The following is a 15,553-nucleotide window of genomic DNA, read 5'->3' on the forward strand; positions in this document are numbered from 1 at the left end:
TCCCCGGCACCGGCCTCTCAACGGGCCACGGCCAGGCAGTAGTTCTCGTCGCCGGCCAGGAGGTTGCGGTGGGTGTCCTCGGCGGTGATGACTCCGTCGTCCAGGACGAGCACCCGGTCCGCGGCGTCCAGGAGGGCCGGACTGCTGGTGAGTACGACCGTGGTGCGGCCGCGGCGCAGCTTGGCGACATTGCGGGCGATGAGCTGCTCGGTGACCGCGTCGACGGCCGTCGTGGGGTTGTGCAGGACCAGCACATCGCTGTCCGCGGCCAGTGCGCGGGCCAGGGAGAGCCGCTGGCGCTGCCCTCCGGAGAGGTTCGCCCCGCGGTCGCGGACCGCGTAGTCGAGCCCGTCGCGGTGGAGGGCGACGACATCGGTGAGCATGGACGCCTCGACGGCCTCGGGGATCGTCCGGCTCGTTCCCGACGGGTCGATGTTGGTGCGGAGCGTGCCCGCGAAGATCTCCCCGTCGTACGGGTTCACCAGCAGGTGCTCGCGGACCGCCTCGACCGACAGGTCCGCCATCGCCTGCCCGCCGACCCGCACCACTCCCCCGTACGCGTCGGGCGCGACGTTCACCGCGAGGACCGACGCGAGGTCGGCCGCGGCTCGCGGCCGGTAGGCGGCGATCGCCACGAACTCCCCGGCGGCCACCTCGAACTTGAGCCCGCTCAGGGCCCCGTACCGGAGGCCGTCGACCGCCAGGCCGCCGCCCGCGGCCGGGCGCTGCGGGCCCGGGGTCGTCACCGGCGGCGCGGAGAGCACCAGGGCCATCCGCTCGGCCGAAGCGCGCGCCATCATCACGTACTTGGGCATCTCCGAGAACATCTTGAGCGGTTCGATGATGAACTGCGCGAGGCCCACGGCCATGACGAGTTCCCCGATGGTGATCCGGCCGGCGAACGCCAGCCAGCCCGCCGTCAGGGACACGGCGGCGGCGAGAACCGCGTTGAGGGCCAGCGCGGCGCCCGCGTAGGCGCCGTTCACCCGTGCGACGGTGATCGCCTGGCGCTTCGCGTCCGTGCTGACCCTGCGGTAGGAGCCGAACGCCGCGTGGTTGCCGCCGAAGCCGTGCAGCGGGCGCAGGCCGGTGATCAGGTCGGCGACCTTCGCGCCCGCCCGCGCCACCCTGGCCTGCTGTTCGCGGGTACTGGCGCCGATCCGCTTCGACATCACGGCCAGGACCGACAGGATCGCGAAGGTCCCCACGATCACCAGCAGGCCGAGCCGGATGTCGGCCAGGCTCAGCGCGACCGCCGCGACCACCACCGCGACCAGGGAGCTGATCAGCAGCGGCACCACCTCGATGATGTCGGCGGTCTGGTCGGCGTCCTCGGTGGCGATGGTCAGCACTTCGCCGGACTTCAGGTCGATGTCCCTGGCCACCGGCTGGAGCCCGCAGGCGGCCACCCGCACCCGCCAGCGGTGCGCCTCGGTCGTGTTGGCCTTCTGCAGCACGCGCATGCCGAACCGCCACGACAGCGAGACCGTCGTGATGATCACGGCCAGCGCACCGATCGACAGGCCGAGCGCGCCGAGGCTGCGGCCCCGCATCGTGTGCTCGACGATCAGGCCGAGCGCGATGGGGAAGGCCGTCTCCCCCGCCTGGTACAGGCCCATGAGGACGGTGCCCCGGACCATGGGGCCCACGTTGCGGCGCAGCGCGGTCCGCAGAATCTCCGCCCCCGGCCGGGGCCGCTGTGTGTCAGGAGTTTTCATCAAGGTGACGGGCAATCGCTTCCGGGGTTCGCAGGGTGAACAGATCACGGATCGTGATCACAGGACCGTACTCCCGGCGGAGCAGCCCGGTCAGCCGCACCGCCAGCATGGAGTGCCCGCCGAGGGACACGAAGTCGCTCACCGCGCTCACCTCGTCGTCGTCCAGGTCGAGTGCCTCGGCGAAGTACTCGCAGACCACGGTCTCGGTCCCGGTCCGCGGGCCGCGTTCGCCGGCCGTGGTCAGCGCGCCGAGCGGCCTGGCCTCGGGGAGCGCCTTGGTGTCGGCCTTCCCGTTCACGGTCAGCGGGATGCCGTCGACCTGGGCGTAGTGCGTCGGGCGCAGGAAGTCCGGCAGGGCCGCGCCCACTTCGCCGGCGACCCGCGCCAGGTCGGCGCCGTCCAGTACGAGATAGGCGGCCAGCCGGTACGCGCCGTCGACCTGCGGGTCGGGCTGGGCGACCGCGGCGGCGAAACGCACCGCCGGGTGTGCCGCGAACGCCGCCTCGACCTCGCCGGGTTCGACCCGGTGTCCGCGGATCTTGACCTGCTGGTCGGTGCGGCCCAGGTACGTCAGGTTCCCGTCGGTCCGGCGGATCACCAGGTCCCCGGTGCGGTACATGCGCTCGCCGGGGGCGCCGAACGGGCAGGCGACGAAGCGGTGCGCGGTCTGGGCGCTCTGCCCGAGGTAGCCGCGTGCGATGCCGATGCCCGATACGTACAGCTCGCCGGGGACTCCGTCGGGCAGCGGTCGCAGCCAGGGGTCCAGTACGTACACCTCGGTGTTGTCGATCGCCACGCCCACCACCGGGTCCTGGCATTCGAAGGTGCCGACGCCGAGGGTGTTGATGGTGTACTCGGTCGGCCCGTACAGGTTGTAGCCGACCGTCCCCTCGGTTGCGGCGAGGCGTTGCCAGAGTGTCGGGGTGACGGCCTCGCCGCCCAGCAGCACCAGTGCCGGGCGCCGTTCCGGGTTGTCGAGCAGGCCCTCGGCGACCAGCTGCTGGGCGTAGGTCGGGGTCACGTTGACGACGTCGATCGCGTGCTCCCGGCAGTACTCGACGAGCCGGGGGGCGTCGCGGCGCAGTTCCTCGTCGCAGATGTGGACCTCGTGGCCGTCGGCCAGCCACAGCAGTTCCTCCCACGACATGTCGAACGCGAACGACACGGTGTGGGCGATGCGGAAGACCCGGTGGCCGTGCTCGGCGAGCACCGGTTCGAAGATCCGCCGCTGGTGGTTGATCAGCATGTTGGTGAGCCCGGCGTACTCGGTCACCACGCCCTTGGGCTTCCCGGTCGAGCCGGAGGTGTAGATCGTGTACGCGGGGTGCCGCAGGCGGTCCGGGTCGTCCGGCGCGAACGTCACGTACGGACCGGCCGCGGGCAGCGGGCGGTCCAGCTCGATCAGGTCACCGCTCAGCCGGGGCGAGACCGCGCTCGTGGTGAGGATCACCTCGGGCCGGGCGTCCGCGACGATCGCCGCGATCCGCTCGTCCGGGTGGTCCAGTTCCAGCGGTACGTAGGCGGCGCCGACGCGCAGCACGGCGAAGAGCGCCACGATCGAGTCGAGGGAGCGCGGGACCGCGAGGCCCACGGCCGTCTCGGGGCCGATGCCGCGCGCGGCGAGCACCCCCGCCACCGCCCGGCTGCGTTCCTGGAGCTCGGCGAAGGTCAGCGCCGAGCCGTGGGCGACGAGCGCGACCCGCTGCGGATCGCGGTCCGCCGCCCGGTCGAAGCGGTCGACGACGGTGTCGGTGCCGATGTCGGTGCGTGCGGCGGGCCCGGGGGCCGGGGCCGGTCCCGGCAGCGCGCCGAGCGGGCCCGTGGACCGGGCCAGGTCCTCCAGGACCCGCAGGTACTCGTCGAGGAGACGGCGGGCGCCCTCGGGGTCGTCGTCGCGGTGCTCCAGCTTGACCGTGAGCCGGTCGCCGGGCGTGACGACCCAGGTGAACGGGTAGTGCGTGGAGTCGTCGGCCCGCACCGAGGTGATGCCGTGCCGGGCGTTCATCTCGGCGAAGGCGTCCAGGTCCAGGAAGTTCTGGAGCACGAACAGGTTGTCGAACAGGGTGTCGTGGCCGCCGGCCCGCTGGATCTCGCCGAGCCCCAGGTGCTCGTGCTCCATCGCCTCGACCCGGGCCGCCTGTACGGCGGTGAGGTACCCGCCGACCGTGTCGTCGGGCCGGGCCCGTGTCCACATCGGCACCGTGTTGAGCAGCACGCCGACGATCCCGTCGCGGCCCTCGCCCGCCCGGCCCGAGACGGTCACGCCGAACACCGCGTCACTACGGCCCGTGCGGGAGCCGAGCAGCAGGCCGAACGCACCGGTCAGCACCGAGTTCAGAGTGACTCCGTGCACCCTGGCCGCCTCCCGCAGCAGTCCGGAGAGTTCCGCGGACATCGTGTGCGTGAGGGCGCGCGGCAGCGCGTCGGAGAGGGCCGGGGCCGGTCCGGCGAGCAGTGTCGGACCGGACAGCCCGGCCAGGTGCTCCGCCCAGAAGCGGTTCGACACCTCGGGGTCCTTGGCGTCGAGCGCCCGGGCGTACTCCTCGAAGCCCGGCACGGCCGGGGCGGCGACCGGCGGCTCGCCGGCCACGACGGCCTCGTACGCGTCGAACAGGTCCCGCAGCACGATCTCGCGGGACCAGCCGTCCCAGAGCAGCAGGTGGTAGCTGAGCAGCAGGCCGTCCCGGCCGTCGGGCAGCCGCACCACGGTCAGCCGGACCAGCGGCGGCTCGCCCGGGTCGAAGCCCGACTCGCGGTCGCGGACGCGCAGCGCCTCGGCCTCGGCGTCCGTCGCGAGTTCGACGGTACGGACGTCGACCCGCCGGTCCGCCCTGAGGACCTGGACCGGGTTTCCGTCGGCGTCGGTGGTGAAGCCCGCGCCCACGACGGGGTGGCGCCCGATCACGTGCGCCATCGCCTCGGCCAGCGCGCCGGTGTCCAGGCGCCGGTCGAAGGTGAACCAGCTCTGCGCGACGTAGTGTCCGGCCGGGCCGGCCAACTGGGCCTGGAAGAACAGGCCCCGCTGGAGCGGGGTGACCGGTGCGGTGCGCTCGGCCGTCGCGGAGGCGTCCGCGATGTGCTCCAGGGCGCGGCGCCAGTGCTCGGTGATCGCGTCGGGGATGCCCTCGGCGAGGATGAACTCCGCGTGCAGGCTTCCGGTGGTGTCGTCGGTCCAGGCGTTGACCTCGACGGCGTACGGGCTGTTCTGCTCGCCGCCGGTGAGGTGGAGGGCCCGGGACTCGCCGCCCCGGCCGAGGTAGTTGAACAGCACCTGCGGGCGGGCGGTCAGCAGCGGGGCGGTCTGCGGGTTGAGGTACCTGAGCCGCCCGTAGGCGATGTGCCCGGACTCGTCGGGCTGGCGTTCGGCGACCTCGTGCGCCGCCGCGACGGGGTCGGTGTGGGCGGTGAGCCGTACCGGCGCGATGGCGGTGAACCAGCCGACGGTACGGGTGTAGTCGTGGTGTTCCAGGGCCGGTACCCGGCCGTGCCGCTCCAGTTCGACCGCGAGATCGGTGGGCGTGGACTGGACGCGGGTCAGCGCGGTGCGCAGCGCGCCGCAGAGCAGCTCGGTGAGGCCGACGCCGAGTGCGGCGGGGGCGGTGCGGGTCACCCGGTCGCTCGCCCCGGGGGCGAGTACGACCGTGGTCCCGCGCAGGCCCCGGACCTCGGGCAGCAGTGCGGGTGCCCGGAGGGTGGTGATCCAGTGGCCGAGGCCGTCGGTCTCCTGGGCGGACCGGACGGCCAGTGCCCCGGCGTACTCGGCGTACGGCGTGGTCGGCGCTGCCAGGGGCGTGCCGCTCATCGCGGTGGTCAGGTCGTCGAGGAGGATCAGCCAGGACACCGCGTCGACGGCGAGGTGGTGCACGGTGACGACCAGGGTCCGGCTCGCCGCCAGCCAGGAGAACGCGATGACGTCCCCGGCCCCGGGGTCGAGCCGGCCGGCCGCCTCGTTCGCCGCGGCCGTCGCGTCGGCGGTGTCCGACGGTACGACGGTGACCTCGCGGGCGGGATCGGTGCGCAGCGCCCACACGCCGTGCTCTACGCCCAGCCGCAGCCGGAGCACCGGGTGCGCGGCCACGACGGCGTCGGCGGCGCGCCGGACGTCGGCGAGATCGACGCCCTCGGCCACCGCCACCGCCCGGGCCTGGGCGAACCGGTCGAGCGATCCGCCCAGTTCGCGCAGGCGCAGGACAATCGGGGTCGCCGGCAGCGGGCCGTCCTCGCGGCGGGACGGCGTGGGCGCCGCCGCCCGGGGGGTGCGCGTGCCCAGGTGGGCGGCGAGTGCGCGCGGTGTCTTCAGCAGGAACACGTCGCGGGGGGCGATCGGCAGGCCGAGCGCCCTGGCCCGGTTGATCACGGTGATGGCGACGATGCTGTCGCCCCCGGCGCCGAAGAAGTCGGTGTCGGCGTCCACGGTGACGCCGGGCAGCGTCTCGGTGAAGATGCGGGTCAGCGCGGTGAGCGCGGTGTCGGCCGCGGCCACCGGGGCGATGTCCGGCGCGGCCGGCAACGTACCGTCCCCGGCGGCGCGTTCGGCCAGTGCCTTGCGGTCCAGCTTGCCGTTGACCGTGAGCGGCAGGGCGTCGACCGGCAGCACCCGGCCCGGCACCATGTGGACGGGCAGTCTGGCGGCCAGCAGGCCGGTGAGGTCGTCGGGCACCCGGCCCACGACGTGTGCGACGAGGTGGTCGCCGCCGTCCGCCACGGTGACAGCCGTGTCGACGACCCCGTCGAGTTCCCGGACCGCGGACTCCACTTCGCCCAGCTCGATGCGGAAGCCCTTGAGCTGCACCTGGTCGTCGGCCCGGCCGGTGAACTCCAGCTCCCCGTCGAGCGTGCGGCGGGCGAGGTCGCCCGTGTGGTACATGCGGGAGCCGTCGGACGCGAACGGGTTCGCCACGAACCGGCCCGCGGTGAGCCCCGGCCGTCCGAGGTAGCCGAGCGACACCTGGTCACCGGCGACGTAGATGGCGCCGACCCGGCCCGGCGGTACCGGCCGGAGCCGGTCGTCGAGCAGATGGACGACCAGGCCGGGGACCGGACCGCCGATCGGGCTGATGTCGTCACCGGGGGCGAAGTCCTCGTCGGTGAGCACCCGGTGGGTGACATGGACGGTGGTCTCGGTGATGCCGTACATGTTGACCAGCTCGGGCGATCGGGTGCCGTACCGCTCGACCCAGCCGCGCAGCCGCCCGAGGTCCAGCGCCTCGCCGCCGAAGATGATCCGGCGCAGCGCGGTGACCGGTGCACCGGTGTGCCGGTCGGCCTCGATGAACCGGTGGAACGCCGACGGGGTCTGGTTGAGCACGGTCACTCCGCGCTCGCGGACCAGCCGGTGGAAGTCGACCGGGGAGCGGGTCAGCGCGTACTCCGGTACCAGCAGCTCGCCGCCGTGCACCAGGGCGCCCCACAGCTCCCAGACCGCGAAGTCAAAGGAGAAGGAGTGGAACTGGACCCATACGTCGTCGGGGCCGAAGCCCATGTCGGGGGCGGTGTTGGCGAGGAGCGCCACCACGCTGGAGTGCGGGACGGCGACGCCCTTGGGCCGTCCGGTCGAGCCGGAGGTGTAGATCACGTACGCGGGGTCGTGCGGGGCGGCGCCGGCCACGGTGGTGTCCCGGGGCAGCTCGTCCCCCTGGACGAGCACCCTGGCCTTCACGTCCGCGCGGGCCAGCAGCCGGGTGAAGCGGTCCCGCTGTTCCCGGTCCACGAGCACGACCTGCGGGGCGGCGTCGGCGAGGATGTACTCCAGCCGCTCGTCCGGGTACGCCAGGTCCAGCGGTACGTACGCGCCGCCCGCGGTGACGGTCGCGACCAGGGCGACGACCTGCTCCACCGAGCGCGGGACGGCGACGGCGACCCGCTTGCCGGGGCCGGCCCCGGCCGCGCGCAGGACCGAGGCCAACTCGGTCCCGGCATCCGCCAGTTCGCCGTAGGTCAGGGACCGGGTGGCACCGTCCAGGGCGCACTGGGTGACGGCGGTGGCCGCCGGATCACGGTGCGCGGCGGCGTCGAACAGCTCGCCCAGGGTCGCCGGCGGGACCGGCGCTGGACGCCGGGCGGCGTCCGGGGCCAGGGCACCGACCGGGGCCTCCGGGCGGTCCAGCAGAGCGGTGAGGGTCTCGGTGAAGGTACGCAGGATCCCCTCGGCGCCCGCCTCGCTCAGCAGTTCCCCGTCGTGGATCAGGTTGAAGCGCGGCCGGCCGTCGGACGTACGCTCCACCACCAGGGTCAACGGGTAGTGCGGGGCGCCCTCGTTGACGATCCCGGTGATGGCCAGGGTGTCGTCGTCGCCGCGCAGCGTGGCCACGTCGGTGGCGACGTCGAAGACCACCAGGGTGTCGAAGAGGGAACCCGCGCCGGCCTGTCGGCCGATCCTGGCCAGGGAGACGTGCTGGTGCGCCAGCACCGCGCTCTGGTGCTCCCGCACCGTGGCGAGCAGCTCGCGCGCCGTGGTGCCGCCGGACCAACGGGCACGCACGGGGACGGTGTTGATGAACAGGCCCACCATGTCCCCGATGCCGGGCAGCTCCGCGTCACGCCCGGAGACGGTGGAGCCGAAGACGACGTCGTCGGCGCGCAGGATGCCGCCCAGGGTCACCGCCCACGCGCTGTGCACGGCCACGCTCAGGGGCACCCCGGCCGACCGTGCGGCGGCGTCGATGTCGGCGGCGGGCTCGACGGCGATGTCGGCGAACCGTTCGGAGGGGGTGTGCCCCTCGGCGACCAGCGAGGGGCCGGGCAGTCCGGCGAGTTCACCGCGCCACACCCGGTCGCTCTCGTCCTGGTCGCGTCCGGCGAGCCAGCTCACGTAGTCGCGGTGGCCGCCGAGCGGATACACCGTGCCCGGCGCGTGGTACTCGGCCAGCAGCGCGCGGAGCATCGGCGGTACGGACCAGCCGTCGGCGATGATGTGGTGCACGGTCTGCACCAGTACGTTGCGTCCGGAGCCGGCGCGGATGAGCGTGTACCGCATCAACGGCCCGGTGGCCAGGTCGAATCCGGCGCGGCGGTCCCGCTCGGCGTGCTCGCGGATCTCGTCGTCGGTGATGGCGGGGCGGTCCAGTGTGGTGAACGGCGCCGCGGTGCCGCTTTCGAGCACGGAGACGACCCGGCCGTCCGCGAGGGCGGTGAACCGGGCGGCCAGGTTGGGGTACAGCGTGAGCAGCCGGGTGGCCGCCGCCGCGAGCCGGTCGGCGTCCACGTCGCCGTCCAGGGTAAGCAGTTGCTGTTCGACGTAGCTGCCGGTCGCGTCGTCGTCGAAGACCGAGTGGAAGTACAGGCCCTCCTGGAGGGGCGTCAGCGGCAGGACGTCGCGCAGCGCCGGGCCGTCCAGGTCGTCGACGTCGGCCTGGGTGAGCTCCACCAGCGGGAAGTCGCTCGGGGTGTGGCCGCCCTCTTCGAGCGCGGCCAGGGTGGTCAGGGCGGACCGGAAGTACTGGCCGAGGGTGGTGATGTCCTGGTCGGTGAACATCCCCTCGGGCCAGGAGACGGTGGTGACCAGCCGGTACTCGCCGTTCGGGTCGGGTTCGGCGATCGCGTTGAACTCCAGGGCGCGCGGCAGCCGCATCCTCGGGTCGCGCTTCTCACCCAACTGCCCGGTGGTGTGGGTGAGTTGCCAGTCGCCGCCGACGCCCGCGTCGAAACGGCCGAGGTAGTTGAAGAGCACCTGCGGTGCGGGGGTGGTCAGCCCGGTTCCGGTCAGGTGGTGCAGGGCGCCGTAGGAGATGCCGTTGCCCGGCACCCGGGCGAGGTCCTCCTTGACCGCCTTGAGGGCGGCGGCCAGGTACGCGGGTGCGGTGAGGTCGGCCGCCGCGCCGGGGTCCACGGTGACCGGGAACAGTGTGGTGAACCAGCCGACGGTCCGGGACAGTTCGGGCTCGAAGCCGGCGGCCTCGGCCACGACGCCGCCCTCGCGGCCGTGTCCCTCCAGCTCGATGTGGGCGAAGGTCTGGTCCTGGCCGCGGTCGCGGCGCCACCGGGCGAGGGTGACGGCGAGCGCGGTGAGCAGTACGTCGTTGACGCCCGCGTGGAACCTCGCGGGGACGGGGCCCAGCAGCGCGGCCGTTTCCTCGGGCCCGATGCCGACGGTCCTGATCCGCTCCCGGGCGACGGTGTCGGCCCCGGTGGGGGCACGTCGGCCCAGCGGTGCGTCCGCGCCCGGCAGCGGCCGCTCGAAGTGGGTGCGGTCCGCCTCGAACTCCGTACGTTCCAGCAACTGGGTCCAGCGTCTGAACGACGTTCCCACCGACGGCAGTTCGACCGGGGCGCCCGAGACGTACTGGCCCCATGCCGTGGCCAGATCGTCCATCAGGATCCGCCAGGACACACCGTCGATCACGACATGGTGGGCGACCAGGACCAGTTGCCGCGCCTCGCGGCGCCACACCGCGCGCAGCATCACGCCGTGGTCCGGGTCGAGCCCCTCGGTGGCGAGCGCGACGCACTCCTCCAGCGGCAGGCCGCTCTCCTGCCATCCCACGACGGCCCGGCCGGCCACCGGGATCTCGAAGCCCCAGCGCTCACCGCGCACCAGTTCGGCACGGAGCATGTCGTGCCGCCCCAGCACCGCGGCGAGGATCCCGTCGAGCGCCTCGGCGGTCAGCTCCGCCGGGGTGTTGAGCACGACGGACTGCACGAAGCCGTCGATGGCGTCGGTGGTCCGGCCGAGCCACTGCACGATGGGGGATCCCACGACGGAGCCGGTCGCGACATCGCCGTGGTCCGCGGCGGACACGTCCTCACGGCTCGCCACCGCGGCCAGCGCCCCGAGGACGCTGTGGGTGAAGATCTGCCGCGCGGTGACGTAGAGCCCGGCGTCCCGCAGTGCGCCGAGCAGTGAGATGGCCAGGATGCTGTCGCCGCCGAGCTGGAAGAAGTCCTGGTCGACACCGGCCCCTTCCAGCCGCAGCACCGACGCGACGGCCGCGCACACCGCCCGCTCGTTCTCGGTGGCGGGCGCCACGACGGATCCGGTGCCGATCACGGGCTCCGGCAGGGCTCCCCGGTCGAGCTTGCCGTTCGCGGTGAGCGGGAACTCCGTCATCACGACGAGGTGGGCGGGCACCATGTACTCGACCAGGTGCCCGGCGGCCCACGCCTTGACGTCGTCCGCCCGCAGGTCCTCGTGGCCGGCGGCGGGGATCACGTACCCCACCAGGTAGGTGCCGCCCGCGGTGTTCTTCTTCGCGACGACGCAGGTATGCCGCACCCCGGGGTGTTCCGCGAGACCGGCCTCGACGTCCTCGATCTCCAGCCGCATGCCGCGGATCTTGACCTGGTTGTCGGCGCGGCCGAGGAAGTCCAGCGACCCGTCCGGGGCGAACCGGGCCAGGTCACCGGTCCGGTACAGCCTGGACCCGTCGGAGGCGAAGGGGTTCGCCACGAACCTGGACGCCGTCAGGCCGGGTGCGTTGACGTAGCCGCGCCCCAGGAGGAGGCCGCCCGCGTACAGCTCGCCGCCGACCCCGACGGGAACCGGGCGCAGCTCGTCGTCGAGCACGTACAGCTGGGTGTTGGGGTTGGCCCTGCCGATCGACGTCGACAGCCGTTCGGCCTCACCCCGGTAGATGACGTGGGAGACGCCGATGGTCGTCTCGGCCGGGCCGTAGCCGTGGTACAGCGGGATGTCGAGCCGGGTGCGGAACCGCTCGTACAGCTCGGGGGTCAGCACCTCGCCGCCGCACCACACGTGCCGCAGGCTGTCCAGGCTGCCGGAGTCGCCCGCGATCTCCAGGAGTACGTCCAGCATCGACGAGACCAGGTAGGTGAAGGTGACCCGGTGCTCGGCGATCACGCCCAGCAGGTGGTGCGGGTCGCGTTCGCCGCCGGGCCGAAGGATCACCAGCCGGCCGCCGGAGACCAGCGGCAGGAAAATCTCGTTGATGGAGATGTCGAAGGAGAGCGGCGCCTTGAACAACGAGGCGTCGTCGTGGCCGAAGCCGAGGATCTCCTCGACCTGCCACAGCAGGCGCTCGCTGATCGCCTCGTGCCGGATCATGGCGCCCTTGGGCCGCCCGGTCGATCCGGACGTGAAGATCACATAGGCCAGGGCCGTGCCGGGGATGTCCGCCTCCGGACCCCCGGTCGGGCGGTCGCCGAACTTCCAGTCGCCGAGGTCGACGGCCACCGCGTCCGGTTCTCCCCGGCCGCACTCCCCCGAGTCGTTGAGCTGGAGTACGGCGCGGGCGTCCTCGACGACGACGGCACGGCGCGCGGCGGGCCACTGCGGGTCGAGCGGCACGAACGCGCCCATCGCCCGCAGCACGGCGAGGAGCCCGACGACCATCTCGGCCGAGCGGCCCAGCGAGATCCCGACGACCTGCTCGGCGACGAGTCCGCGCGAGATCAGGTGATGGGCCAACTGGGCGGAGTACTCGTCGACTTGACGGTAGGTCAATGAGCGGTGCTCATCGATGACCGCGACGGCGTCCGGCCTGCTGCGGGCCTGCTCGCGGAACATCTCCACGACGGTCGGGCGGACCCGGTCGGCCCGGGTGTCGTTCCACTCGGCCAGGGCCTCGATCCGCGCCGCCGGGCCGGACGGGCCGATGGTGCCGACGGGCCGGTCCGGGAAGTCGGCCAGGTCGTCCAGCGCGAGCTGCGCGTCGGAGACGACCGCACCGGTGGGGACGGTGATGCTCCGGCCGTCCTCGCCGGCCGCCCAACCCGCGTTCCCCACGCCGCCGTTGTCGACCCAGCCGAGCACGTCGGTGAACTGCGTGGCCGGGCCGAGGTCCAGGCCCTCGGGGCCGGCGCCGGTCGCCCAGTACGCCAGTGCGATGGCGCACGCTCCGGCGATGGTCCGGTCACCGTAGTCGCCGGTCCGCCGGCGTACGGCGGTCAGGCGCGCGGGAGTAAGCAGCACACGAGGGGCGCTCGGTTCCATCATCGACGACTCAGCATCCTTCCAAGGTATGAAAGTTGGCCCGACCCGACCCGGGCTTGCCTAACTGCCCTCGCGCCAGGCGCGCCACAGGCGTGCGTACTGGCCGCCCAGAGCCACCAGCTCCCCGTGCGTCCCCTCCTCCACCACTCGTCCCTCGGACAGCACGGCGATCCGGTCCGCCGCCATCGCCTGGGTCAGCCGGTGCGCCACGAACAGCGTGGTCCGGCCCGAGCAGGCGGCCAGCACGGCCCGTTCGAGTTCGGCGGCGCCCTCGCTGCCCGCCTCCGCGGTCGACTCGTCGAGCACCACGACCGGGGCACGGCCCAGCACCAGCCGGGCCAGGGCGATCTGGGCGACCTTGGTGACATCTAGGCGCTCGCCGCCCTCGCCGACCATGGTGTTCAGCCCGTCGGGCAGCTGTTCCACCCACTCGCCGGCGCCGACCGTGCGCAGGGCGTCCAGCAGCCGGTCGTCGCTCGCGCCGGGCGCGGCGAGCCGCAGGTCCTCGGCGAGCGGTCCCGAGAAGACGTGGGTCTCCTGCGTCAGGATGCTCACCAGGGCCCGCGCCCCGGCCTCGTCCAGACCGGCGAGGTCCTGCGGTCCGATGCGCACCGACCCGGTCTGCGGTGTCCCCGTACCGGTGATCAGCGCGGCCAGGGTCGACTTGCCCGCGCCCGTCGCACCCACCAGGGCGAGTGAACCCCCGGCCGGGATGGACAGGTTCACGTCCCGCAGGACCGGTTCGTCGCTGCCGGGATAGCTGAAGGTCAGTCCCTCCACCTTCACGGGATACGCCCCGGGGTCCGCCTGCGCGACGGACACATCGCCCACCAGCCGGTCCTCCGCGGGCTCCCCCAGCACCCCGACCAGACGGGTGAGGCTCGCGCCGGACTTCTGCGCCTCGTCGAAGGTGAACATGATGGCGCCCAGCGGGGTGAACAGCCGGTGGAACATCAGCGGGGCCGCGGACACCTCGCCGAGACTGGCGGCGTCGGCCTCCAGCAGGGCGTATCCCACCACGATGATGAGGACCAGTCCGATGAACTCGGCGCGATTCTCCCGGCCGACGAACCGTCCGAAGAACCGGAACACCTCGACGCCGAGATCGCGTACCCGCCACGACTCCTCGGTGACCTTCTCGCGGACGGCGCCCTCCAGGCGGTAGGCCCGTACGGTGTCGATCCCGTTGAGACCGCTGATCAGCGCCTGCGCGCGGTCGGCCTGCGCGGCCCGCTGCTTGCGGTAGAGCGGTGCGGAGCGGGGCAGGTACCACCGCAGGGCCAGGGCGTACGCGGGCAGCGCGCCGGCGCCGGCCAGACCGAGCCGCCAGTCCAGTCCGAACATGCCGACCGTGGCGATGACGACCAGCACGCCCGCCGAGAACACCGTGGGGATGGCCGCCCTGATGCCCTTGGACAGCACGGCCACGTCGTCACCGACCCGGGACAGCACATCGCCCCGGCCGACCTGTTCGACGCGTGCGCTCGGCATCCCGAGCACCGCACGGACGGCGCCCTCCCGCAGCCGGGCGAGAAGGTCCGCGCCCAGCCGCCCGATCAGATACGTCGAAAGCGCGGTGGCCACCGCGCCGAGCAGCGCGGCGGCCCCCATCAGCACCCCGACCGTGACCAGCACGGAGTGCGATCCGCCCTGGACCACCCCGTCGACCACCCGGCCCAGCAGGAGCACGGGAAGTACCTGGAGCGCCGCCCCGGCCACCGTGGTGAGCACGGTGGCGGCCGTCAGCCACGGGGCGCGGCGGCAGTGCGCCACGACCCACGCGGTGGCCTCCCCCCCGGTCGCCGTGCGCAGGGTCGCGGGGGCGGCGGGGGCGTCGGTGACACTCACACGAAGACCAAATCTCTCCGGGGGCGGGGCAGTCCGGTCGGCATTGCTAGTCGACCGACTTGACGAGCTCGTCGATCGCGTACGGCAGGGAGAGCAGGGTTCCCTGGGACATGGCGGCACCGACCGCCGGGCCCTCACTGTCCAGCAGGTACGAGACCTTGCCGTTCTTGACGGCGGGGAGGTTGTTGAACAGCTCGAACTTCTTCAGCGCGTCCGTGTCCGCCTTGTCGTTGATGACAAAGACACGGTCGACGTCGATCAGGTCCATGCGCTCGGGGGACAGCACGGTGTAGAACTTGCCGTCCGCGACCGTATCGATCTTGGTCTGGTACTTGAAGCCGACGCCCGTCACCAGCCGGCCGCGCACGTCGGTGGAGGTGAACGGCCCGACGGAGCCCTTGTACCAGGACAGCGCCACGGCGGTCTGCTTGGCGAACTCCGGGTGGGCCTTCGCGGCCGTGTCGAGCTTGTCCTGGATGCCCTGCACCAGCTTGGTGCCCTCGGCCTCCTTGCCCAGCGCCTTGGCGATGTGCACCGCGTTGTCCTGCCACGGCGCGCTGAAGGGCTCCTTCTCGCCCTTGGTGCGGCCCACCGTCGGAGCGATCTTGGAGAGCTTGTCGTAGGCGGCCTTGTCGATCTCGGAGTAGACCGCGATGATCAGGTCCGGCCGCAGCGAGGCGATCTTCTCGTAATTGGGGCCCGAGTCACCGTTGTTCATGATGACCTCGGGGCGGGTGTCGCCCCACTTGTCCTTGACCCAGGGCCACTGGGTGTTGATGTCGGGGGACTTGCCCGCCGGGTTCGGGTACTGGTCGACCATGCCGACCGGCTTGATGCCGAGGGCCAGGATGGCCTGGTCGTCCGTGTAGCCCACGGAGACGACGCGCTTGGGGGCCTTGGTGATCTCCGTGGATCCGAATGCGTGTTCAACGGTGACCGGGAACGCGCCGGAGGAGGCGGCCGGAGCGTCCTCGCTCTTCTTGTCCGCCGAATCGGAACCGCACCCCGCGAGGAGGCCGACACCGAGAGTCGCGGCGGCCAGTGTCGCCGCCACCCGCCGCCAGGGCTTCACACGCGTCGTTCGTTGGAGAAGCATCCG

The 15,553-nt window shown here is 72.7% G+C and carries 4 protein-coding genes; all 4 read right to left on the reverse strand.

The annotated features are described in order from the left end of the window. Positions 1-17: 17 nt before the first annotated feature. From ABZ622_RS27775 to ABZ622_RS27790, 4 genes are read right to left on the reverse strand one after another with little or no spacing between them, the layout of a single operon-like run. Positions 18-1,718: an ABC transporter ATP-binding protein gene (locus ABZ622_RS27775; RefSeq protein WP_360547653.1), complete on the reverse strand. Its 1,701-nt coding sequence runs from the start codon at positions 1,716-1,718 to the stop codon at positions 18-20. Further along, the gene (locus tag ABZ622_RS27780; RefSeq protein WP_360547655.1) at positions 1,705-12,609 is read right to left on the reverse strand and encodes an amino acid adenylation domain-containing protein; all 10,905 of its coding nucleotides are present in this window, start codon (positions 12,607-12,609) and stop codon (positions 1,705-1,707) included. The genes ABZ622_RS27775 and ABZ622_RS27780 overlap by 14 nt, the downstream gene beginning before the upstream one ends. Before the next feature lie 57 nt (positions 12,610-12,666). Beyond that, on the reverse strand, positions 12,667-14,454 hold the full coding sequence (locus ABZ622_RS27785; protein WP_360547657.1) for an ABC transporter ATP-binding protein: 1,788 nt from the start codon (positions 14,452-14,454) through the stop codon (positions 12,667-12,669). Positions 14,455-14,500: 46 nt separating this feature from the next. Beyond that, positions 14,501-15,550, reverse strand: coding sequence for an iron-siderophore ABC transporter substrate-binding protein (locus ABZ622_RS27790; protein ID WP_360547659.1), 1,050 nt, complete (start codon positions 15,548-15,550; stop codon positions 14,501-14,503). Between the last annotated feature and the right edge of the window lie 3 nt (positions 15,551-15,553).

The sequence above is a fragment of the Streptomyces sp. NPDC007164 genome (assembly GCF_040634135.1).
Lineage (GTDB): Bacteria > Actinomycetota > Actinomycetes > Streptomycetales > Streptomycetaceae > Streptomyces > Streptomyces sanglieri.